Raw genomic sequence first — 22,022 nt, forward strand, 5'->3', positions numbered from 1 at the left:
CGGTATCCGGTCTCCACTCGGCAAGAGGCTCTAAGAGTGCTCGCTGCCCCGGTCGAAAGGTTCGCCAGCGAACAGGCAACCGGGGCCACGCAAGCAGCACATAAGAGCCTCTAAGCCTCGGGAGACAACGCTGCCGTTTTGCGTCTACGCTGTCGCTCACCCTTGGGGTGTCGCTTGCGGGAGGGCTTGATTTGGGTTGGAGTCCCGCGGCCTGTTCTGTCTTTGGGAGGCGTTTTGCTTCTCGGTGTCCTTGCTTGTCGGGCCTGCGGCAATCGTACGCTGCCGAATCCCCAAACATGAACCCCGAACCGGCTTTCGGCCAATGCGGAAGCCGAGGGTCAGTGTTGTTTCGTAAGGCTTAGAAGCTCTTCGGCGGCGAGCGTAAAGCTCGAAGGGTTCGTGCCAGCGCGCTGGCACCTTCCCTTCGAGTAGCGAGTCGCCGTTAGAGCTTCTTGCCGTCGAAACCGGGCTCACGACAAAGCGCAGCTTTTTGGTTACTTTTTTTCTGCGCCAGCAAAAAAGTAACTCGCTCGTAGAGAGCGAAACCCTCACTAAAGAAATCAAGGTATCTGTCCCAATCGGCATGCCCGCGGGCGATCTCCCGGAACCGCCCCCAGCGGCAGCGTATCAAACAAAGAACCCGTCCCAACGGCCAGCCCGCGGAACCAAAAAAAACGGCCGCCTCACATCCGCGAAGCGACCGTATAGAAAACCAGTATTAGTGGCTTATAAACCGTCGACCAAAGCCTGAAAAACCTCTTCAATGGTCAGACCGGAGGTGTCGATTAACACGGCATCTCCGGCGGGCTTGAGCGGAGCGGTGGCGCGGTTGCGGTCCTGATGGTCGCGGGCCGCGATGGCTGTCTCGAGCTCGTGGAGGTCGGCGGGCTTGCCCATTTCGACGAGCTGGTCGAAGCGGCGCTTGGCGCGAACTTCCACGGTGGCGTCGAGAAAAAACTTGGAGGGGGCGGAGGGGAAAACCACGGTGCCCATGTCCCGGCCTTCGGCCACGAGGTCGAAGCGGCCGCCGAGGTCCTGCTGGGCTTTCTTGAGGAAGGTGCGGACCACCGGAAGTGTCGCCACGTTGGAGGCCCACATGCCGACCTGCTCGGTGCGGATTTCGTCGCCGATGGGCGTCTCGTTCATGTGCAGCACGGTGTCGGCTCCTGATCCGGACAGGCCGAAGCGCAGGGAGTCGAGGCGGCTTGCGATTTCGGCCTCGGGCAGTTCCCAGCCGTTTTCGCCCAGAAAGAGGGCGGTGGCGCGGAACATGGCTCCGGTGTCGAGGTAGGCGATGGCGAGGTGCTTGGCCAGCCGCTTGGCCATGGTGGATTTGCCGACGCCTGCGGGACCGTCGATGGTCACGATGCGCTTAGCTGCCATTGAGGATCTCCTTCATGGCGTCGATGAACATTTTGTTTTCCGACTCGGTGCCCACGTTGACGCGAATGTATTTCCCGAAGCCGAAGCTGGCGAGCTGGCGGACGATGATGCCCCGGCGCAGCAGCTCGCGGAAGATTTTTTGGGCCGATGAGGGCGGCAGGAACATCAGGAAGTTGGCTTGGCTGGGGATGACTTCGCAGCCGAGCTTTTGCAGTTCCGCGTCAAGGTATTCCCGGCCCTGCATGACGGTGGCGAGGGTCGCGTTGTAGAAGTCCTCGTCATTGAGGGCGGCCACGGCGGCTTCCTCGGCCAGCAGGTTCAGGGTGAAGGGGATTCGCGCGCGGCGCAGGCTGTCCGCAATGAACGGAGGCATGATCCCGTAGCCGATGCGCAGTCCGGCCAGTCCGTAGGCTTTGGAGAAGGTGCGCAGCACCACGAGGTTTTCGAATTTATTGAAGGCCTGTAGCGGGGTGTAGGACTCGGGCGGCCAGACGAAGTCGATGTAGGCCTCGTCCACAACGAGCAGACAGTCTTCCGGCAGGCGCCTGCGAGAACACTGAGCTCTTCCACACCGGCGGCGAGGCCGGTGGGGTTGTCCGGGCTGGTGACGAAGACCATGCGGGTGTTGGCGTCGGCGGCTTCTGCGAGTCCGGCAAGCGGCAGGCCGAAGTTTTCGTCGCGGGGCACTTCGCGGTATTCGACGCCGCAGAGTTTGGCGGTCAGGCGGTACATGCTGAAGGCGTTGGAATAACAGATCACGTTGTCCTGACCGGCGACGCAGCGCATCCGGATGAGCATGTCGATGAGTTCGTCGGAGCCGTTTCCGGCCACGATGCACTGTTCGGGCACCTCGTGGTAGGCGGCCAGTTCCGCAGTCAGTTTGGGCGAATGGTTCTGGGGGTAGCGGAAGACGCGGTCAGCGTGGCGGGCCAGCACCTTCTGCACGATGGGGGAGGTGCCGAGCGGGTTCTCGTTGCTTGCGAGCTTGATGACGTTTGTCAATCCGTATCGGGACTTGATCTCTTCAATGGTCAGCCCCGGCTTGTACGGGTCAAAGGCAAGTATTTCCGGGCGCATGGAAAATTCGCGCATACAAAGGCTCCTGAGTCTTCCTGCTATAAACAAAAAAAGGAACGGCCAACAAAGGCCGTTCCTTGTACTGTCTCGGGGCGCAGAGGTAAAGGGTGTTATTGCGGCCTGACGGTCAGCACCGGGCAGTCCGAGGTCTTGACCACCTTTTCGGCCACGGAGCCGAAGAGGATGCGGTCGATGCCCTTGCGGCCGTGCGTGCCCATGACGATCATGTCCACGTTTTCACTCTTGGCGGCTTCGAGTACCTCTTCCGCGGGGTAGCCGGTGACGACGCGGCCCTGCGTGTCGAGCTCGTCAAAGTGGGTGTTGACAAAGTCGTTCATGGTGTCTTCGGCACCGGTGACGATTTCGCCCACGAAGTTTTCGATGGAGCTCGGCGGCACGTGGAATCCCACGTACTGGCTCATGGAAGGGGCCACGTAAAGGCAGACGACCTGCGCCCCCGTGCATTTTGCGATAGTCTTGGCGTAATCCGCAACCATGGGGCTGTACTCGGAAAAGTCGATAGCGCAAAGAATCTTCTTGATTTCGGCCATGGTGAACCTCCTGTTTTGTATTCAAGCGTTCGCAAAAAGGGCGAACGGATATTCCTGTCCTATTGTATGCCAAAGACGGCGGAGATGGACAAGGAATTTATGATTTCGTATTGCTGGAGAAAGCGATATGCCCCAAGCACGCCGAGGTGGCAGTTTTTGCCGACTGCGTGTGAGCGTAATAGTTTGTTTTTATGAATATTTTCTGTTTTCGCTGTTTGGCAGGGTTATTGCTTTGGTAGAAGCAAACCGAAGCGTTGAGGAGTGACTTATGAAGATCCGTCCCGACATGATCGACGGGGTTCGTCAGGATCAGCAGAACCAGACGAACCGGATCAAGAAGCCCGGCACCGATTTCAGCGAGATTCTGAATCGCGAGGTGGACGGCGGCGAGAATGCGCAGAAGACGCAGGCCGCGGCCCCGCCTCCGCTCATGAGTCCGCTGCTTGGTGTTGGACAGGCAGCTCCTGTCGCTCCCGTTGGTGCTGTTGATCAGGCCGCCGCCGCACGGGTGGACGGGCTGGTGGACAGCATGGAACGGTACGCGGCAACGCTCGGCGATCCGTCGGCATCCCTGAAGGACGCGTACGGCGAGCTCGAGCAGTTGTCTCGTGACGTGGAGCAGGTCAGGGAGCAGCTCCCGGACTTGGGTGAAAAGGCCCCCGGCCTCGCGGCCGTAGTGGATGAAATGGAAGCCCTTGCCACCGCGGAGCAGTTCAAGTTCAACCGGGGCGACTACCAGTAGCCGCCCGCATCCTTGCAGCAGAATCCGGCCCGTTTCGGCGGGCCGGATTTGCAAGTCCTAGCCCCATTTGAGGAGTCCGGAGAACCCTTCCGGCCCCATTCTTTTTTCCAGAAAATCGATGATGGTCATGCCCCGCCGCCAGTGCAGGGGATGATTGTCGTGCGTCCAGCCGGTCATGCCGTGGGCTTGCGCGTAGTCGCGCTCCAGCCGGATGTGGATGGCGCCGCTGTAGGACATGAGCGCGGGCAGAAGCAGCAGGTCGGCCAGCCGGTGAAGACACCAGCGCAGCAGGCCGGAATTGAAGCAGGCCATGCCCAGTCCGGCGGCAAGGGCGGGCGCGCTGGAAGTTTCCTGCACCTCGGCTACCTTGCGGCGGTGGAAGAACAGCACCGTGGGAAAGATGAGGAGCAGCCAAATGCTCAGAAATGTCCAGATGAGCACCTGAGCGTCCCAGGCGATGGCAAAGGCGGCGACGAGGAGTGTCCACAGCAGCCCGGCAAATCCGCTTCGCAGCAGCAGATGGAGCAGGCTGGGCGGATGCAGCCGTTCCGGAGCGGGCGTATCCCATAGAAGGTCCGGCATGGGCTCGTCGTAAAAATATATCTGCTCCGGGCTCACCGGAATCCGCTTCACGCCGTAGCGTTCCGTGAGCCAGCCACAGCAGTAGTCGATCAGCGCGATCCGTTCCTGATCGTCCAGCAGTTCAGCGGCTTGGGGTGTGTCCCGTTCGGCGGGCGTCACTTGGGGCCTCCGGCTGGAAAGTGTTCAATGGCCGTATGTTTCGGACCGCCGGGGCCGAGGACGCTTTTGTAGAGGGTGAAGGAGCGTACCGTGAAGGCGGGCCACTGCACTTTGCGGATGCGTCCGAGCAGCGTACGCCAGTCGTCGCCCTTGTCGAGCTTGATGCGGCCGATGGTCAGGTGCGCCTGAAACGGGCGGCCTTCGGGAAATCCGGCACCTGTGAGGGCCTCGTTCACGCTGCGGGCAAGGGCGTGGCAGGGCTGCGCCCCGGAGGCTAAGCCCACCCAGATGACGTTGGGCTTCTTGGGGCCGGGAAACACGCCCGCGTTGCCCGGGCGGAGGGAGAACGGATCGAAACGGACTCCGGCCATGGCCTTCCGCACGGCCACGACCCGGTCCGGCTCCAGTTCGCCGAGGAACTTGAGCGTCAGGTGCCAGTTGCGCGGCTTGGTCCAGCTCATGCGCGACGTGACGTCCTTTTGCAGGACAGGGAGGGTTTTCCCGAGCATCTCCCGGCACTCGGGCGAGACGTCCACGGCGAGGAAGGTTCGCATGGCTCCTCCTAGCGGAGAATGGCGAGCAGGCCGTTGACGGCGTGCATGACGGTCTGGTTCTTGATCTCCTCGCGGGTGCCGAAGAACACGTTGTGCTTGGTGCGGGCCACGCTGCCGTTGATGGCCCAGGCGATCCAGACAGTGCCCACGGGTTTTTCCGGGGTGCCGCCGGTGGGTCCCGCGATGCCGGAGACTGCCACGGAGACGTTCGCGCCCACGGCCTTCTGCACACCCATGGCCATGTGCTTCACGACCTCTTCGCTGACCGCGCCGTGCGTCTGGAGTTCGCTTTGCGGCACACCGAGGATGTTTTCCTTGACCTCGTTGGCGTAGGCGACCACGCCGCCCCGGAACCATTCCGAGCTGCCGGAGACATCTGTCAGGGTGCTGGCGATGAGGCCGCCGGTGCAGGACTCGGCCGTGGCCAGCGTGTCATCCTCAAGGGAGAGCAGTTCGCCGAGTTCCGTCACGGCGCGAAGAATCAGTTCTTTATCCATAGAGACCTCCAGCGTTTCCATTCCCCTACAGAAAGCGGCTTCATGTTGCAATAATCCGGGTCCCGCCGTACATTCCGGGCATGCTCGCTCCCGCCGAAATTCTGCGCCTTGCGCGCCGAAACCGCCGCACCCCGTGGAACTGGCTGATGCAGGGGCTCGGCTGGCTGTTTCTCTGCCTTGCCCTGCTGCTGCATTCCGGCGCGCTGTTCGTCTTTTTTCTGGTGCTTTTTGCGGCCGGGTTCCTGAATCTGAACCTGCCCGAAATGCCTGATAACGCCTTTCGGCGTCTGGCGGAATCCGGGGTGGCGTTCGAGGACAGAGTGCTGCAACTGCCGCCGGGCTGGCGCAGGGCGGCGATTTGGGCCGGGCTGCTTTTCGCGGTATGTTTCGTGCTCTGGACGCTCTGGAGCCGCTCGCTCATTGCGCTGTGCTTCCTCATGGGCGGGGGCGCGCTGGCCCGCATCGTCGCCAGCAACAGGGCCAGCGGCATCAGGCCGTAACAGGCCTGCGCGAGGCGGGCAGCATCACGGTCAGCGTGGTCTGATCCGTGACCTGTGTGTCCAGCAGAATGTCTCCGCCGTGCGTCCGGGCCACGAGCTTGGCCGAATAGGTGCCGAGCCTGATCCCTTGGACGCGTTGTGGCGCGAGTATTTGTCGAAGAATGTCTCCCGCAGCTCCGCGGGCACGCCTCCCTTGTTTCTGATCACCACCCGGCACCACGGGCCGTTTTTTTCCAGCCGGATACTCACGGCGCTGCCTTCGGGCGAGGCTTCGATGGCGTTCTTGATGAGGTTCGAGAGCATGCTGTGAAGGAGCGCTTCCTCGCCGTTTACCACCAACTGCTGGTCGCCGGTGTCCAGCGCGAAGCTGACGCCCTTTTGAGCGGCCATGCTTCTGACTTCCGCGCGAATCTGCTCCACGAGATGGCCGACGTCGATAAGGTGCGCGTCCAGTTCGTAGGTGCCGGTCTCCATTTTGTGCAGGTCCAGCGAGCGGTTGACGAGGTCGAGCATGGTCGTGCCCGCAGTGGAGATGACCTCGAGCATTTCCTTTTGCCGTGCCGTGAGGTTGCCTTCGCGGGCTATCTGCCCGGGCAGACTGATGACCGCGCCGAGCGGGGTCTTGAGGTCATGGCGGGCCATGCGTTCCACGTCGTCGCGCAGGGCCTGTATGCGGATGCGGTCCGTGATGTCGCGGCAGACGCCCTGCATGCCCACCATGCGGCCCTGTTCGTTGTAGAGGATGGTGCACAGCGCCTCGGCCCAGACGGTGTTTCCGTCCCGGCAGAGCAGCTCCAGCACAAGGGTTATGGAGCGTGGCTGGCGGCCGTCGCGTTCTGCCTGTTCCAGCTCGGTGACGCTGTCCAGCAGGGCCTGCCTGGAGCCGGGGGCGATGAACTCCCACAGGGGGCGGCCAAGGACTTCTTCGGGCGGATAGCCGCGCAGCTGCCTGTCGGACGGGGAGATGTAGGTGAAGTTCAGGTTGGCGTCGAGTCCCCAGATGACGTCGGTGACGTTTTCGGCGAGCATGCGGTGCTTGGCCTCGCTCTCCCTGAGCGCGTCCTCGAAGCGCCTTCGTTCCGTGATGTCCGTGCCCACCGCGAGAATTTCCTTGAGACGGTTGCGCCGGTGGATGGCCTTGTTGGCCCACGCGATCCAGACGCGGTCGCCGTTTCTGAGCTGGTTCTCGTTCTCGTGGGACATGAACTCGCCCGGAGAGTCGATGATGTTCACGAGCATGCGCCGCATGTCGTTCCCGGACAGATCGTTCTGCGGCAGGATGGTGCCGAGCAGCGGCTGCCCCAGGAGTTCTTCTTCGTCGTAGCCGAAGAATTCCAGCCCGTAGTCGTTTACGAAGGTGATGCGGCCCGCGATGTCGAAGCGGATGATGATGGTGCGGGCGTGTGCACAAGGTGTCGGTATTCCTCCCGCTCCTGCGCGCGAAGCGTGAGCTGGTGCGCGATGAGCCAAGCCCCGAAGGTGCCGGTGAAGACCAGAATAAGGCCCAGCGCCCACACGGCACGGGTATAGGGCGAGTCGCTCCAGTTCCCGGAAGGGATCGCCGCCAGTTCCCAGCGGGTGCCGGGCACGTTGGCGTCGAGGCGCACTGGGGTGTTGTCGAAGGTCGCCGGGCTGCCGTGGACCAGACCGTTTTTGTGGTCCTTGATGCGCACGGAGATGCGGAGGTCCGGAATACCGTCGATGATGCCCGCCTGCCGCAGGATGTAGTCGCTGTCCATGAACATGACCGCGTAGCCCCAGTAGCTGCGCCTGCCGTCATTGTCCCATGTGTGGATGGGAGTCATGAAGGCGAGGCTGCGGCGTGCGTTTTTCGTGGGGATGGGCGCGGACATAATCGTCTTGTCCATGGTCCGGGCGGCGCTCGTCAATTGTTGCGGGAGCAGGACGTCGTCATCAAGGCCGCGCAACCGTTTCAGGTTGGGCGGAGCGGCCCAGAACAGGCTGCCGTCATGGAATAGTTCGATGATGCGGGTTTCGGAGAAGTCCGGGGGCAGGGATGCGAGCTGGCGTTCAAGCGCGGCCCGCTCAAGGGTGCCGCCTGCGCTGACCGAGCCGCAGAAGGTCTCAAGCCATGCGGCCTGATTTCTGGTGGCGGTTTCCAGTCGGGTATGCACGCTCAGGAGTCGGTGGTAGGTCTGCTCCTGCTGTTTTTGATGATAGCGTTCGTTCTCGATGGTGTGCACGCACAGCAGCAGAAGGATGCTGACGGCAAAGGTTGCCAGTGGTGCGAGAACGACGGATCGTATCACGGTTGACGCTTCTTTTTAATCATTGATGATACGAAACTGTATAGAAAAACAGACGCCTTGAAAAGCGTTGCCCGGCGATTATGCGAGACGTTTTGCAAGTGTTCTCTCTGCATAGACCCACGCAATGGCGGCCGAAGTCCAGACAATGCCCAGCACGGACCACCAGATCGCGCTGATGTCGAAGGAGAGGTGGCGGGTCAGCAGCCAGAACAGGAACGCCGGGGCCGCGGCCTGCCGCCACGCGCCCAGCCAGACCGCGAAGAGCGGTTTCTTCATGCCCTGCAGGCTTGAGGTGCACACGAAGATGATGACGTAGCCGAACAGAGCCAGCGCGTCGATTCGCAGATACTCGGCCCCGATGCGGACAACGTCCGGGTCGTTGCTGAAAAAGCGCATGAACGGTGCGGCGAACAGCAGGATGGGCACGGCAGCGGGCAGGGTCAGCATGGCCCCGTACTTGATGGAGCGGTGCATGGACTCCCGGATGCGCTCGTAGTGTTTGGCCCCGTGGTTTTGGGCGGCCATGGCCAGCGCGGCCACGTTCAGGCCGATGGAAGGCATGAGGGCCACCTGCTCCACGCGCATGGCCACGCCGTACGCGGCCACGGCGGATTTGCCGAAGTCGCTCACGAAGTGGTTGATGACGAACATGCCGATGCCGATGGTCAGGAAGTTCACCGAGGCCGGGAACCCCTGCCCGGCGATCTGGGCAAAGTGGATGGGCGAGGGGATGAGGTTTCTGCCCCTGCCGGTCTTCAACAGGCCGGTCTTCCGGGCCTTGTAGCCGAGATACACGACGCCCACGCCCTGCACCGTGACCGTGGCCCACGCCACACCGGCCACGCCCATGGCGGGCATTCCGAAGCCGCCGAAGATGTACCACGGGTCGAGAATGCAGTTCAGCCCCGCGCCGAGGATGAGGAAGTTGCGGTAGGGCCTGGTGTCGCCTGCCGCCTGCAGGATGGCGTTGAACATGTAGACCATCAGAAAGAGCGGCGCGCCGATGAAAATCGGGGTCATGTACTCCATGCAGGTGTCGAGGTAGGCCTCGCTTGCACCCATGAACCCGAAGAGCGGCCGGGCCATCATGGGCCCGAAGAGCACCAGCAGCAGGCCGATCATGACGCCGAAGGCCACGGCCTGTATCGAAAGAAAGGCGGCCTTGTCGCGCTCTTTTGCGCCGAGGGCCTCGCCTATGAGCGCGGTGGAGCCTACCGAAATGCCGGACCCGAGGGCGATGACGAGGAAAAAAACCGGCAGCGAGAGCGACAGCGCGGCCTGTGCCTCGGTGCCGATGCGCCCGGCGAACCACGTATCCACCACGTTGTACATGGTATTGAAGAACAGGCCGATGCTCGCGGGGATGGCCAGATTGCGGATGTGGCGCGGTATGGAGCCCGTGGTGAGGTCGCCGGTGTTGTTCATTGTGACAAAGTATCGGGCTGGCGGTGCAGGGGCAAGGACTATAACGCGCTTTTTCCATATCGAAACCTCGGATGTGACTTTGGTCGCAATGCGACGATTTTCTTGACAAGGCCGCGCCACTTCGCCTAGCTTCTTTTCCATGTTGATCGTCGATACTTTTCTCACCCTCCGCAACTGGTGGTGGCGCTGGTAACAGCGCCGTGGGAGAGTATTGGCCTCCGTCCGAAAGACGAAGAAGTACAGTGAATACCGAAACCGCGGCAGTGCAGACTGACCGCGGTTTTTTATGGTCCAGACACTGCCGGAAGAAGACAAAAGGAGAGGAACCATGACCCAGACCCCGTGCAACGCAGCAGGATTCTTCGGTGAATACGGCGGACAGTACGTGCCCGAACAGATCGTGCCCATACTGAACACCCTTGCGGAAGCATTCGAAAAGTACCGCAACGATCCCGATTTCATCGAAGAATTCCAGTACTACCTGAAACATTTCTCCGGCCGCGAGACGCCACTCTATCACTGCGCCAACCTGAGCGAGAAGCTGGGCGGAGCCAAGATCTACCTTAAGCGCGAAGACCTGAACCACCTCGGCGCGCACAAGGTCAACAACACCATCGGCCAGATTCTGCTCGCCAAGCGCATGGGCAAGAAGAAGATCATCGCCGAGACTGGCGCGGGCCAGCACGGAGTGGCCACCGCCGCCACCGCCGCCCTGATGGGCATGGAGTGCACCATCACATGGGCGCCGTCGATGTGGAACGCCAGAAGCTCAACGTTTTTCGCATGGAGATGCTCGGCGCAAAGGTCATCCCCGCCGAATCCGGCCAGAAGACCCTGAAGGAAGCCGTGGACGAAGCCCTCGCCGCATGGGTTCAGGACGCCGACAACACGTTCTATCTCCTCGGCTCCGCCGTGGGACCGCACCCGTATCCGCTCATGGTGCGCGAGTTCCAGTCCGTGGTCGGCCGCGAGGCCAAGAAGCAGGTGCTCGAGGCCGAGGGCCGCCTGCCCGACTACTGCATCGCCTGCGTGGGCGGCGGATCCAACGCCATCGGCATGTTCTCCGAGTTCATCGGCGACGAGTCCGTGAAGCTGGTGGGCGTGGAACCCTCCGGACGCGGCCTCGATTACGGCCAGCACGCCGCCACCCTCTGCCTCGGCGAACCCGGCGTCATGCACGGCTTCAACTCCTACATGCTCAAGGACACCGAAGGCGAACCCGCCGAGGTCTACTCCATCTCCGCCGGTTTGGACTACCCCAGCGTCGGTCCCGAACACTCGCATCTCAAGGACCTCGGTCGCGCCGAGTACGTCCACGCCTCGGACAAGGAAGCCGTGGACGCCTTCTTCGAGCTTTCCCAGATGGAAGGCATCATCCCGGCACTCGAATCCTCCCACGCGCTGGCACACGCCATGCGCATCGCCCCCGAACTGGACAAGGACACCATCATCGTGGTCAACCTCTCCGGCCGCGGCGACAAGGACGTTGCCCAGATCGAACAGATGGTCAGCGAAGGCAAGTTCGAGCTGCCCAAAGTACGCGGTTAAGACGTACTCGAACCAAGATAAAGGCCGCTCCTTTCGGGGCGGCCTTTTTTTGTTTCCGGCGGCCCTTCGGGGAGCAGGGCGCTGCCCTGCGCCCGCTTAAGGGTCATACCCCTTAAGAAACCCCATCTGCCTTCGGCGTTCGTACTGAAAAGACGTTCCTTTACGCGGTCCGATTCCCCGCCGAAGGCAAGCCAAGAGTTTTTGGAGATTCTCAAGATCCTTTTTGCCAAAAAGGATCATGAGCCGCCGGAAGCAAACACCGAAGGCCCCCGAAGGCAAGCCACCCAGCCGGTGCGGGGCTTGCCAAGGCTTTGTTCTTGTCTTAGGTGTGCTTCGTACACACCGTGCGGGAATGATAATCATGACTGAAAGCATACGAACCATACTTGTGGACGATGAGCCTCCGGCACAGGACGAGTTGCGGTATCTGCTCTCTGCCCATGACGACATCGAAATCGTGGGCACGGCGGACAGCGCGACCGATGCGGTGGAAGCCATCCATGAACTGAGGCCCGACCTTGTCTTTTTGGATATCGAGATGCCGGGTCGCAACGGGTTTCATGTGCTCAAGGCCATCATGGGCATGGACCGGCCGCTGGTGATTTTTGTGACCGCTTTTGACGAGTATGCCATCCGGGCGTTCGAGGAGAACGCGGTGGATTACATCCTGAAGCCCGTGGCAAAGGAGCGGCTGGCCGCCAGCCTCGACAGGGCGCGCAAGCTGCTTACTCCGGAGGTGGCGCAGGACTCGGAGCAGACTTTGCGGAAGCTGCTGGCGGATGTGGGCATTCAGCCCGGCCTGAAGCGTGTGAGCGTGGAGGATTCAGGGCGCAACGTGCTGCTCAATCCGCGCGAGGTCGTGTTTTTCACGTACGAGAACCGCCGTGTCTATGCCGGGACCCGCAACGGGCAATACCCCTGCGCTTCTGACCTGACGCTGGACAAGCTGGAGGACCGGCTGGGCGGGTTCCCGTTTTTCCGTGCCAACCGTTCGCAGTTGGTCAACCTCGCGCTGGTCCGAACGTACGCCCCGTGGTTCAACGGCAAGTATGTCCTGACCATGAACGATCGGCAGGAAACCGAAATCACCGTCAGCAAGGCCCGCGTCAGGGACTTCAAGGACGCCATAGAGCTGTAGCCATGGATACGTTCGAGATAATTCTTGCCCTTGCCGAGCGGTTCGGCCTGATGGTGGGCGTGGTCTTTCTGGTCATGACCGTCACGCCCGTGCAGCGCATGGACTTCACCCGCGTGGAGTCGCGTTCCCGTACGCTCATGATCATGCTGCTCTTTGGTCTGTTCGGCATCCTCGGCACGTACACCGGCAACTCGGTCTTTCAGTCCGTTGCAAACCTGCGGGCCATGGTGGTCATTACCGGCGGCCTGTTCGGCGGGCCGGTTGTGGGGCTCGGGGCCGGGGTCATCGCCGGAGCGCACCGCATTCTCATGGACCTCTCGGGCTTCAGTGCGTGGCCCTGCGGCATTGCCACCGCGCTTGAAGGGCTGGCCGCCGGGCTGGTGGGCATGTGGCTGCGCGACAGGGCCATGAACTGGCGTATTGCCGCGTCCCTCGCCATTGCGGGCGAGGCCGTGCACATGGGCCTTATTCTCATTCTTTCCCGCCCCTTTGACGAGGCCGTGGAGCTGGTGCGGCTCATCGCGCCGCCCATGCTGCTGGTCAACAGCGTCGGGGCCGCGCTTTTTGTGGAGGTCATCAACATATTCTCCCGCGACAGGGAGCGCCGCGAGTCCCTGCACGCCCAGCTCATCCTCGATATTGCCAACATGTCCGTGAGCTACCTGCGCTCGGGACTGAGCAGGCAGTCTGCCGAGCAACCGCCGAGATCATCCACCACCGCGTGGGCGTGGCGGCTGTGGCCATCACCGACGCAAAGAACGTGCTGGCCCATGTCGGGGCCGGGGCGGACCACCATCTGGCCGGGCGAGAAATCCGCACCAGCGCCACCCGCGAGGTGCTCCGCACGGGCAGGGCGGTCTTCCTGCACAGCGCCGAGGCCATCGGCTGCAACCATGACGACTGCCCCATGACCTCGGGCGTCATCGTGCCGCTCATGAAAAACGATGAGATCATCGGCACCCTCAAGTTTTACGGCAGCGCGAAGACCCCGCTCAACGGCACGCTCTTCGAGGTGGCCAAGGGGCTCGGCAATCTTTTTTCAACCCAGCTTGAGCTTGAGGACATTCAGATCAACGAGCAGATGCTCGCCCATGCCGAGATCCGTCGTCTTCAGGCCCAGATCAACCCGCATTTTCTGTTCAACTCCCTGAACACCATCACCTCGTTCTGCCGCTCCAACGCGGAAAAAGCCCGCGAACTGCTGATGGACCTCTCGCTGTATATGCGCCGGAATCTCGACCTCAGCCGGGGCTTCATCCCTCTGAGCGAGGAGATGGAACAGGTGCGCTCCTATCTGGCCATTGAAAAGGCCCGGTTCGGCGGCCGCATCGTGGTGGACATGGACATCGACGAGGAGTGTGGTGCGTGGCCCATACCGCCGCTTATCATCCAGCCTCTGGTGGAGAACTCCATCCGCCATGGCCTGTTGGCGCGCAAGCGGGGTGGGCATGTGCGCCTCAGCGCGGTGCGCGAGGACGACTGCCTTGCCGTGACCGTGGCCGATGACGGGGTGGGCATGGACGAGAAGACCCTTGAAAAAGTGCTCTCCAGAGAGTGCGTGGGGTCGCGGCATGACGGCATCGGCATGCGCAACTGCCTGAGTCGCCTAGAGCACATCTACGGCCCGCAATACAGCCCGGAGATTCGCAGCGCCCCGGGCGAGGGGACGAGCATCCTGCTGCGTATTCCCGACCGTTCCTGATCCGCTGGATCATTCGATCCGTTCATTCAGACGCCGGAAAAGACGCTTCAGCCGGAAAGCGTGGAAATGCGCGGCCCGGTTCCTCTAAGAGGGTTTGACCGCACAGCGGAAAAGCTTTTTTGGAGGATTATCGTGTCATTTTTCTTCGGTTGTATCGCGCTGCTCATCGCAGGCTACTTTGTCTACGGAAAGGTCGTGGACCGGATTTTCGCCCCGGACGGAAACCGCGTCACCCCGGCCATCTCGATGCAGGACGGCATCGACTACATGCCCATGCCCAAATGGAAGCTGATCTTCATTCAGGTTCTGGACATCGCGGGCATCGGCCCCATCTTCGGCCCCATCCTCGGCGCACTCTACGGCCCGGCAGCCATGGTCTGGATCGTGGTGGGCTGCATCTTCGCCGGTGCCGTGCACGACTACTTCAGCGGCATGCTCTCCCTGCGCAACAAGGGCGCGTCCATCCCCGAAGTGGTGGGCGAGTACCTCGGCATGTCCGCGCGGCAGGTCATGCGCGTCTTCTCCTTCGTGCTGCTGATGCTGGTGGGCGTGGTCTTTGTGCTCAGCCCGGCCAAGCTGCTCAACGACCTTACCGGCGTGAGCACCGGCCTGCTGGTCGCCGCCATCTTCGGCTACTATTTCCTCGCCACCATCCTGCCCATCGACAAGATCATCGGTCGCATCTACCCGCTGCTCGGCGCACTGCTGCTGACCATGACCGTCAGCCTGCTCATCGCCCTGCTGGCCGGAGGCTATGAGCTGCTGCCCAACGTCGACGTCATGGCCAACGTACACCCCGGCGACAAGCCGCTGTGGCCGCTGCTGTTCATCACGCTCTCCTGCGGGGCCATCTCCGGCTTCCACTCCACGCAGTCACCCCTCATGGCCCGCTGCGTGACCGATGAGCGTCAGGGCCGCTCCGTGTTCTACGGCGCCATGATTATCGAAGGCATCATCGGCCTGATCTGGTGTACCCTCGGCCTGTCCTTCTACAATTCGCCCGAGGCGCTGGCCGCGGTGGTTTCCGCAGGCAGCCCCGCAGCGGTGGTGGCCGAAGTTTCTCACACTCTGCTCGGCAGCGTGGGCGGCGCATTGGCCATTGCAGCCGTTATCGTTCTGCCCATCACCAGCGGCGACACCGCGTTCCGCTCCACCCGCCTCATCGTTGCCGAGACCTTCAAGGTCAAGCAGGAGGGCGTTGCAAAGCGTCTCGCCATCGCCGTGCCGCTCTTCGTGATCGGCTACGTCATCTCCACGCAGGACTTCTCCACCATCTGGCGCTACTTCGGTTTTGCCAACCAGTGCCTGAGCTCCATGGTGCTCTGGACCGCAGCCGTCTATCTCGCGCAGCGCGCCAAGCTGCACTGGATCGCCTCGGTCCCCGCGACCTTCATGACCGCCGTGTGCGTGACCTTCATCGTCAACGCCAAGATCGGCTTCAACATGAGCTATGACGTGGCGGTCATCGCTGGCATCGTCGGCGCGGCCATCGCCTTCGGCGTCTTCATGGTCAAGTTCGTCATTGGCAGAAAGCCCGTGGCCGAGGCTTCCGCATAGTCCGGCTGAATAGCATATAAGACCCCTCTCCCTCGAAAAATGGCCCGCTCCACATGGAGCGGGCCATTTGCCGTTTGCGAAAGATGACGTTCTAGAGTGTCTTGAACCAGTCGGCCAGAACGGTGAGTATGGGGACGAGCGCCAGCGACGGAAGCAGGTTTGCCAGCCGGATTTCCTTGATTTCCAGAAGGATGATGCCGATTCCGGCAATGAGCAGGCCCCCGGTTGCCGAAAGCTGGTCGATCAGTTGCGGCGAGAGGAAGTCCTGCAGGAAGCTGGAGCCGATGGTGATGGTGCCTGATAAATGAGGACCGGAATGGCCGAGAACAGCACCCCGGTGCCGAAGGACGAGGCCAGCGCCACGCTGGCGAAGCCGTCGAGGATGGACTTGGTATAGAGGATGGTGGGGTTGTTTCGGATGCCTTCCTCGATGGAGCCGACAATGGCCATGGCCCCGATGCAGAAGATGAGCGAGGCGGTGATGAGGCCTTCGGTGAACTTGGGATTGGACGAGCCGATGACCTGTTTCAGGCGGTTGCCGAGGCGTTCGAACAGGGTATCGAGCCGGATGAGTTCGCCGATGATGCCGCCAAGCAGGATGCTGAAGAGGACCACGAGGATGTCTTGCGCCTTGAAGGCCATCTTGAAACCGATGAGCAGCACGCAGAGGCCGAGACCCTGAAAGACGATGGTCCGGATTCTCTCGGGGAACCTGCTGTGGAGCATGCATCCGATGAGCGAGCCTGCGATGATTGCTGCGGCATTGACGAGCGAACCGGTCGGGATCATTGCGGTATCCTGTGGTTAACGGTGACGGGGCAAAAACGGTAGTCCCGGCACCGGTCCGGAGTCAAGCCCGAGAGTCCCGATACCCCCGCACCTTTTTGTACGCCTTAACAGACAATTATTGACAGTCATGCCCTCTCTTGCCTATGAATACCCACTTCCCGTGCCGGGGTGGCGGAATTGGTAGACGCAGCGGACTCAAAATCCGCCGGGCTTCGGCCCTTGAGAGTTCGAGTCTCTCCCTCGGTACCAGAGATAATATAAGCGCTATGGCTGACAGGCCGTAGCGCTTTTATTATTACAGCCTGATAGGATGAGCTTTTGCATCCACTTTGACCTTTTTGGGTCAAAGTGGTGGGTCAAAACCTTCATGAGTGTGATAACATGACCAAAGTTGCTCAAAAGACTTCTCCAAGGAAAAGACAGCCAAAGGCCTTCCTACCTTTACTAAAAAATGGGTGTTCTGTTTTCGACATGCCTTTGCGGAAAGCTTAAGACTAAGACTACGAAGACCAGAGATTCGGATAAGTTTACGAACCGCATACAGATGCACTGCGAGCTATTTGGCAATAAGGCTTTCCGTGCGTCTCAAAGAGTTAGTGGAAAATGCTTCAATGAATTACGTTGAGATTCGAGCAAGAATGAATCAACTGTTGATGGCTTTGCTTGAGCCGGATGACAGAGATTCTTCCGTTTGAAAAAAAGTCCAAGGTGCTGGTGTGTGCCTCTCGCCTAGTGGTGTCACCAATCTATACTCCAAGAATGTCCAGTCTTGGCTGTTAACCCCCAAAATGCTTCCTTGGATTGCCAAGCATTGTATCCTTCATCTAGTGGCCACTGGAATTTCCTCATTCGTCGTTCGGAAGATCTAATCCGGCCTAGTTAAATGGTTCATCCAAAATTGAAATGCTGTGCATTGCGTTGGAATGCATAGAAAAAAACTTAAATGTTATTCGGGGAATGTGCGGGGATGAATCCTGACCGTGTGCTACTGGATCTGTACCTCATGAATTGTTGCGGTACTGATTCAAAGAAAGGGCGCTTTTTAAGATCTTTTGCCAAAAAAAAAGGTATACTGATACAGTACTAATATTAACCGCCATCGTTGGGGAGAACCCATGGAAGACTTGACTGATATCAGCGTTTTTGAGCAAGAATTTCTCGGATATATGAAGGAAAAAAAGCATATCCTCATGATGTATGAGGATATTGAAGACTATAGATATGTTGCCGCAAGGTTCATCGCTGATGGTCTTTCATCAAATGATTGTTGCATTATGGCGACTGATGCGTATTCCCATGAACTTGTACTTCAGGACTTGAAAGAACTCGGTTTGTCGCCTCAGAATAACATCGATGATGGCAGTCTTTTGCTAATAGATGTTACACAGCATTATTCCACAGGTGATGGATTCATTCCGAATGAAACTATGGAGGGTTGGATAAAGTTCACTAATTCTGCTGTTGTAAAGGGGTACGAAAATGTACGAGCAGTAGGCGAAGCAACGTTTTGCCTTGGTGGGAATGGCCTCGAAGACAAAATTGTTTACTATGAAAACATTATCAACGGAAAACTGTTTCCAGACCATCCTTTTATGTCATTGTGTGTTTACGACAAGAACAGATACTCAGAAAAAGTCCTAAGAGCTGCTGTCCAGTCTCATCCCATGATGGTTTATGGGAAAAAAATATTTAAAAACAATATATATTTTGTGCCTCCGGATGTGTATTTTTCAAAGCCCCAGAAAGGCGGCGAGTTGGATTTGTGGCTTGCTAATGTTGAGGTAAGCAATTCAATTCATCAGCAAGCAATTCAGAGTGAAGAAAAGCTTCAGCAAGCCCTAGAGGCAACAAATGATGGTATCTGGGAGTATGACCTTGTTACCGGTGAGTTCGATTGTTCCGACAGATGGGCAACCATGCTTGGGTTTACCAAAGATGAGGTCCCTTCATTCGGCTGTTTTTGTAACCACAATATTCATCCTGAGGACCGGAAACTGTTTGATGACTCATTCAGTTCTTATTTGAACGGTACAAGCGGTAAGTATGAAGCTGAATTAAGGCTTAAAGCCAAAGACGGTTCTTACAGGTGGATTTACACAAGGGGTAAAGTCGTTCTGCGTGATGCAGAAGGAAAGCCAATTAAGGTGGTTGGTGCTCATACAGATATCACCGAAAAGAAAAATGCTGAGAAAAGGCTTGAAGAAAGCGAACAGATGTTTCGCATGTTGTTCGACGATGCACCAATGCCATATCAATCATTGGATGCTCACGGTAACTTCATTACGGTAAACAAAGTATTTTGTGACACTCTAGGATATGAACCTACGGAATTGATAGGGAAAAACTTCTCTGAGTTTCTACATCCTGATTGGAAAGAGCATTTTCAAGAGAACTTTCCCAGATTCAAAGCAGTGGGTGAGGTGCTTGGTGTAGAGTTTGAAATGAGAAAGAAGGATGGTGACTTTGTTCTTGTCTCATTTACAGGGAAGATTGGCAAAGAACCGGATGGCTCTTTTAGACAGACGCACTGTGTGTTCCGAGACATTTCGTCAGAAAGAGCTTACCAAGAGGGACTCATCAAAGCCAAGGAAGAAGCTGAGCTGGCTAACCATGCCAAGTCCATGTTTCTTGCCAATATGAGCCATGAGTTAAGAACACCTCTTAATGGCATTATGGGAATGCACCAACTTCTCAAAACAACAGATTTGAACGAAGAGCAGGAAGGGTATGTTTCTTTAGCAATCGATTCAGCTAAGCGATTGACAAACCTTCTAGGTGATATTTTAGATTTGACAAAAATCGAGGCAGGAAAGCTCAATATCATTGAAAAGTCTTTCGAGCTAAGCGAGACTTTCGAACTGGCTGAACAATTATTCGGTCCTGTTTGTAGACAAAAAGGTGTGAATATTTCTTTTAACATTCACTCTTCACTTTCTCAGAAATTGATTGGCGATCAGACCAGAGTTCAACAAATTCTGAACAACCTGATTGGAAATGCGGTCAAATTTACCGAGTCGGGCTCAATCCGGTGTGAAGCGTCCCCACTTCCTCACAAGGGAAAAAATATTCAAAGAATTCTATTCTCTGTATCCGACACAGGTATAGGGATTGATGAGACGAAACTAGACCAACTCTTTGAACCATTCACACAAGCAGATGAAGGGTACAAGCGAGCTTATCAGGGAGCCGGTCTTGGTTTGTCTATTGTGCGTCAACTCGTTACCTTAATGGGGGGCAGCGTCGCAGTAGTAAGTGAACTTGGAAAGGGAACCGAGTTTCATTTTTGCCTACCATTTACGATTGATGAGGATGAAAGTGTAGCCACTCAGAAACGAGCTTCCGAGTTTTGCCACGAGCCATGCCCTCATTCCATTCTTGTTGCTGAAGATGAAATGGTGAACAGAACCGCCCTGCAAACAATTCTTAAGAAAGCAGGGTATAAGGTAACCTCTGTGGAGAATGGTGCGGAGGCGTTAAAGGAGCTGAGCAAGAGTCCTTACGACCTTGTCTTGATGGATATACAAATGCCCATAATGGATGGAGTTGAAGCCGCTGAGGCTATTCGATCTGGCAAGGCTGGCAAACGTAATTCTTTGATACCAATAGTAGCCCTTACGGCTTTCGCCATGTCTGGGGACAAAGAGAGCTTCCTAAATGCTGGCATGAATGGTTACTTGGCGAAACCTGTCGAAGTAGATGAATTGAACTTGATTGTCTCTGAAGCTCTTAAAATAAATCAATAAAAATCATTTTACAGACACTTTGTTCCGGCCGGTACGCTTGGCGTTGTAAAGAGCTTCGTCGGCTCTTTTGATCATAGCCTCTAATGATTCGCCCTGCCTAAGGGATGCGAGCCCGAGGCTGGCTGTGTGATGCACTTCGCCATCGTCATAATGTGTGGGATGGGCTTCAATTGCTATCCTGAGTCGTTCGGCCCCTTTCAGCGCATCCATTTCGCTTGTCTCCGGCATCAGTACGATAAATTCTTCCCCACCATATCGGCCCAAAATATCGGTCTCGCGTGTCGTCATGACCATCACTTTGGAGAGATGTCGCAGCACCAAGTCCCCGACATCATGTCCGTATGTGTCGTTGACATTTTTGAAGTGGTCAAGGTCAAGCATCAGAACAGAGATGTCATGATCGTAACGCAAGGTTCGTGCATATTCCTTTTCTCCAACCTCATTGAAATACCTTCGGTTAAACAAACCTGTAAGGGGGTCTTTTCGGGCCATTTCAAGCAGCTTGCGTTTGTTCTCGTTGCGCTCTGTAATGTCGCGTAATGTGCCAACAGCGTACCAACGGCCACCCACATTAAACGCCGAGACGGTTCGCTCAACCGGGAAGATACGACCGTTTTTGTGTCGGGCTTCAAACTCCATGATGCTTCCCACCACAGGCCCTTCACCCGTTTCGGAAAAATGCTTTATCCCTTTATGGGCTTCGTCCGCATCTTGGGGCGGAGCAATGAGGTCATGCAGTTCTCGCCCTATGACTTCCCCTGAAAGCCAGCCGAACATGTCCTCGGCGCCTGACTCCAGAAGGAAATCAGGCCGTGGTCATCAATCATTATGAGTGCGTCGTGGGAGGCTTCACTCATCCCGGTGATGAGAGCTTCACGTCTTTCAAGAGCCTGTTCCGCCATTTTCTGTGGCGTTACATCAAGAGTCATGCCCACAGCTCTTGACGGTGCTTTTTCTCCATCGTGCTCAAAGACCCTACCAACATCCTGAACCCAAGCCACCTCTCCATCTTTTTTGATAATTCTGTGTTCACTTCTAAATATAGGTGTCAGCCCTTTTAGGTGAGCTCTGAGAACGCCCCCCACAGCTTCAACGTCCTCGGGATGTATGACAGCCTCCCATGAGGCTACCTTGTTTTCGAGTTCATCGGGTTCGTAGCCTGTAATATCGTACCAGCGATCATTGAAGAAAGTTTCTCCTGTAAGCACATTCCAGTCCCATAAACCCATTTCAGCACCGTCTATGGCAAGATCCAGTCTTTTTTTATTTTCTTCGAGCTGACGCTGGGTGTTCATGAGGTCTGAAATATCGGCAATCATACCTATGAATTTATCCGGTTGTCCGTGCTCATTTCGCACACACTTAACGTCAATTCTCGCGTGAAAAGTCGTACCATCCTTACGGACATATCGTTTGTCGAGTTGATAACCGTCGCGCTTTCCGGACAGTACGGACTCAAAAAGCCGTATATCCTCTTCAAGGTCGTCCGGGTGAGTAAGGTCTGCCCATGTTTTGGTGAGCATTTCTTCCCGGGTATAACCGAGCATCTCACAGAGGCGCTGGTTCACAAGCAACCAGCCTTTTTCTAGTGAGGTAAGGGTCATTCCCACTAGTCCAAGGTCAAAAAAGAGCCGCAGATGCTCTTTCTCATAAACTGAATTCAATTGTTTTCGTAGATCAGCGTTTTCCGTTTCAAGTTCTTTGATATGGGACAAAGCCTGATCAAGAGTATGAATGAAGTGGCTATTCATGAATAAACCTACCTTGATTTCGTCGAGCATTCGTTTACAAACTTAATTTGTACT

17 protein-coding genes, 1 tRNA gene and 4 pseudogenes are annotated in these 22,022 nt (G+C 57.6%); 10 read left to right on the forward strand and 12 right to left on the reverse strand.

Going from position 1 to position 22,022, the window contains the following annotated elements; all coding sequences use genetic code 11:
- Positions 1-726: 726 nt before the first annotated feature.
- The 3 genes and pseudogenes from cmk to JCM12178_RS09380 form a co-directional block, all read right to left on the reverse strand.
- Positions 727-1,383 (reverse strand): (d)CMP kinase, encoded by a 657-nt coding sequence (gene cmk / locus JCM12178_RS09370; protein WP_054650808.1) that lies wholly within the window; start codon positions 1,381-1,383, stop codon positions 727-729.
- Positions 1,373-2,475, reverse strand: a pseudogene (gene hisC, locus JCM12178_RS09375) (histidinol-phosphate transaminase). The gene cmk and the pseudogene hisC overlap by 11 nt, the downstream one beginning before the upstream one ends.
- A 95-nt stretch (positions 2,476-2,570) precedes the next feature.
- Positions 2,571-3,011: a universal stress protein gene (locus tag JCM12178_RS09380; RefSeq protein ID WP_054650810.1), complete on the reverse strand. Its 441-nt coding sequence runs from the start codon at positions 3,009-3,011 to the stop codon at positions 2,571-2,573.
- A gap of 268 nt (positions 3,012-3,279) precedes the next feature.
- On the opposite strand from JCM12178_RS09380, the gene JCM12178_RS09385 reads away from it, so the two are divergent.
- Positions 3,280-3,753 (forward strand): hypothetical protein, encoded by a 474-nt coding sequence (locus JCM12178_RS09385; RefSeq protein WP_054650811.1) that lies wholly within the window; start codon positions 3,280-3,282, stop codon positions 3,751-3,753.
- A 57-nt stretch (positions 3,754-3,810) separates the two neighbouring features.
- On the opposite strand, the gene JCM12178_RS09390 is transcribed toward JCM12178_RS09385, so the two are convergent.
- From JCM12178_RS09390 to JCM12178_RS09400, 3 genes are read right to left on the reverse strand one after another with little or no spacing between them, the layout of a single operon-like run.
- Positions 3,811-4,494 (reverse strand): hypothetical protein, encoded by a 684-nt coding sequence (locus JCM12178_RS09390; protein WP_054650813.1) that lies wholly within the window; start codon positions 4,492-4,494, stop codon positions 3,811-3,813.
- Positions 4,491-5,048, reverse strand: a complete 558-nt coding sequence (thpR, locus tag JCM12178_RS09395; protein ID WP_054650815.1) for an RNA 2',3'-cyclic phosphodiesterase — start codon at positions 5,046-5,048, stop codon at positions 4,491-4,493. Before thpR ends, JCM12178_RS09390 begins: the two co-directional genes overlap by 4 nt.
- Positions 5,049-5,056: 8 nt before the next feature.
- Entirely contained in the window at positions 5,057-5,545 is a 489-nt protein-coding gene (locus JCM12178_RS09400) for a CinA family protein (protein ID WP_054650817.1), read from the reverse strand.
- 80 nt (positions 5,546-5,625) lie between these two features.
- Here JCM12178_RS09400 and JCM12178_RS09405 point away from each other — a divergent pair, with 80 nt between their 5' ends.
- Positions 5,626-6,045 (forward strand): hypothetical protein, encoded by a 420-nt coding sequence (locus tag JCM12178_RS09405; protein WP_054650819.1) that lies wholly within the window; start codon positions 5,626-5,628, stop codon positions 6,043-6,045.
- A 30-nt stretch (positions 6,046-6,075) separates the two neighbouring features.
- Here JCM12178_RS09405 and JCM12178_RS09410 read toward each other — a convergent pair whose 3' ends face one another.
- The 3 genes from JCM12178_RS09410 to JCM12178_RS09420 all read right to left on the reverse strand — a co-directional run bounded on the left by JCM12178_RS09410 (position 6,076) and on the right by JCM12178_RS09420 (position 9,740).
- Complete coding sequence (locus tag JCM12178_RS09410) at positions 6,076-7,467, reverse strand: PAS domain-containing sensor histidine kinase (protein WP_245628699.1); 1,392 nt, start codon at positions 7,465-7,467, stop codon at positions 6,076-6,078.
- A complete protein-coding gene (locus tag JCM12178_RS19630; protein ID WP_054650823.1) occupies positions 7,395-8,315 on the reverse strand; it encodes a hypothetical protein in 921 nt (306 codons plus the stop codon). Before JCM12178_RS19630 ends, JCM12178_RS09410 begins: the two co-directional genes overlap by 73 nt.
- A gap of 78 nt (positions 8,316-8,393) precedes the next feature.
- Entirely contained in the window at positions 8,394-9,740 is a 1,347-nt protein-coding gene (locus JCM12178_RS09420) for an MATE family efflux transporter (protein WP_054650825.1), read from the reverse strand.
- Between the two features lie 328 nt (positions 9,741-10,068).
- Between JCM12178_RS09420 and trpB the strand changes: the two are divergent.
- The 5 genes and pseudogenes from trpB (at position 10,069) to JCM12178_RS09440 (ending at position 15,685) form a co-directional block, all read left to right on the forward strand.
- Positions 10,069-11,288: pseudogene (trpB, locus tag JCM12178_RS09425) on the forward strand (tryptophan synthase subunit beta).
- 361 nt (positions 11,289-11,649) lie between these two features.
- A complete protein-coding gene (locus JCM12178_RS09430; protein ID WP_054650827.1) occupies positions 11,650-12,426 on the forward strand; it encodes a LytR/AlgR family response regulator transcription factor in 777 nt (258 codons plus the stop codon).
- A 143-nt stretch (positions 12,427-12,569) separates the two neighbouring features.
- Positions 12,570-12,947, forward strand: a pseudogene (locus tag JCM12178_RS20860) (LytS/YhcK type 5TM receptor domain-containing protein); the annotation flags it as partial.
- A gap of 215 nt (positions 12,948-13,162) precedes the next feature.
- Entirely contained in the window at positions 13,163-14,128 is a 966-nt protein-coding gene (locus tag JCM12178_RS20865; RefSeq protein ID WP_369404494.1) for a GAF domain-containing sensor histidine kinase, read from the forward strand.
- Positions 14,129-14,260: 132 nt separating this feature from the next.
- Positions 14,261-15,685 (forward strand): carbon starvation CstA family protein, encoded by a 1,425-nt coding sequence (locus JCM12178_RS09440; protein ID WP_054650829.1) that lies wholly within the window; start codon positions 14,261-14,263, stop codon positions 15,683-15,685.
- Positions 15,686-15,776: 91 nt separating this feature from the next.
- Here the strand turns inward: JCM12178_RS09440 and JCM12178_RS09445 are convergent.
- Positions 15,777-16,474, reverse strand: a pseudogene (locus tag JCM12178_RS09445) (DUF554 domain-containing protein).
- A 162-nt stretch (positions 16,475-16,636) separates the two neighbouring features.
- On the opposite strand from JCM12178_RS09445, the gene JCM12178_RS09450 reads away from it, so the two are divergent.
- From JCM12178_RS09450 to JCM12178_RS09455, 3 genes are all read left to right on the forward strand, one after another.
- Positions 16,637-16,723 (forward strand) — tRNA-Leu (locus JCM12178_RS09450).
- Between the two features lie 206 nt (positions 16,724-16,929).
- On the forward strand, positions 16,930-17,169 hold the full coding sequence (locus JCM12178_RS20870; RefSeq protein ID WP_369404495.1) for a DUF6538 domain-containing protein: 240 nt from the start codon (positions 16,930-16,932) through the stop codon (positions 17,167-17,169).
- Positions 17,170-17,589: 420 nt separating this feature from the next.
- Positions 17,590-20,217 carry a PAS domain S-box protein gene (locus JCM12178_RS09455; RefSeq protein WP_054650831.1) on the forward strand — a complete coding sequence of 876 codons (2,628 nt, stop codon included), beginning with the start codon at positions 17,590-17,592 and terminating at the stop codon, positions 20,215-20,217.
- Positions 20,218-20,220: 3 nt separating this feature from the next.
- Here the strand turns inward: JCM12178_RS09455 and JCM12178_RS09460 are convergent, their stop codons facing one another.
- Positions 20,221-20,994 (reverse strand): sensor domain-containing diguanylate cyclase, encoded by a 774-nt coding sequence (locus JCM12178_RS09460; RefSeq protein ID WP_054650833.1) that lies wholly within the window; start codon positions 20,992-20,994, stop codon positions 20,221-20,223.
- Positions 20,964-21,998: a PAS domain S-box protein gene (locus JCM12178_RS09465; protein WP_054650835.1), complete on the reverse strand. Its 1,035-nt coding sequence runs from the start codon at positions 21,996-21,998 to the stop codon at positions 20,964-20,966. Before JCM12178_RS09465 ends, JCM12178_RS09460 begins: the two co-directional genes overlap by 31 nt.
- Positions 21,999-22,022 lie beyond the last annotated feature (24 nt).

Source organism: Salidesulfovibrio brasiliensis JCM 12178 (assembly GCF_001311825.1).
GTDB classification, from domain to species: Bacteria; Desulfobacterota; Desulfovibrionia; order Desulfovibrionales; family Desulfovibrionaceae; genus Pseudodesulfovibrio; species Pseudodesulfovibrio brasiliensis.

Bases quoted from the DNA above. Each gene is read 5' to 3' on its own strand.
- cmk (WP_054650808.1), bottom strand. From the start codon at position 1,383: ATGGCAGCTAAGCGCATCGTGACCATCGACGGTCCCGCAGGCGTCGGC.
- JCM12178_RS09380 (WP_054650810.1), bottom strand. From the start codon at position 3,011: ATGGCCGAAATCAAGAAGATTCTTTGCGCTATCGACTTTTCCGAGTAC.
- JCM12178_RS09385 (WP_054650811.1), top strand. From the start codon at position 3,280: ATGAAGATCCGTCCCGACATGATCGACGGGGTTCGTCAGGATCAGCAG.
- thpR (WP_054650815.1), bottom strand. From the start codon at position 5,048: ATGCGAACCTTCCTCGCCGTGGACGTCTCGCCCGAGTGCCGGGAGATG.
- JCM12178_RS09400 (WP_054650817.1), bottom strand. From the start codon at position 5,545: ATGGATAAAGAACTGATTCTTCGCGCCGTGACGGAACTCGGCGAACTG.
- JCM12178_RS09405 (WP_054650819.1), top strand. From the start codon at position 5,626: ATGCTCGCTCCCGCCGAAATTCTGCGCCTTGCGCGCCGAAACCGCCGC.
- JCM12178_RS09420 (WP_054650825.1), bottom strand. From the start codon at position 9,740: ATGAACAACACCGGCGACCTCACCACGGGCTCCATACCGCGCCACATC.
- JCM12178_RS09430 (WP_054650827.1), top strand. From the start codon at position 11,650: ATGACTGAAAGCATACGAACCATACTTGTGGACGATGAGCCTCCGGCA.
- JCM12178_RS09455 (WP_054650831.1), top strand. From the start codon at position 17,590: ATGGAAGACTTGACTGATATCAGCGTTTTTGAGCAAGAATTTCTCGGA.
- JCM12178_RS09460 (WP_054650833.1), bottom strand. From the start codon at position 20,994: ATGTTCGGCTGGCTTTCAGGGGAAGTCATAGGGCGAGAACTGCATGAC.
- JCM12178_RS09465 (WP_054650835.1), bottom strand. From the start codon at position 21,998: ATGCTCGACGAAATCAAGGTAGGTTTATTCATGAATAGCCACTTCATT.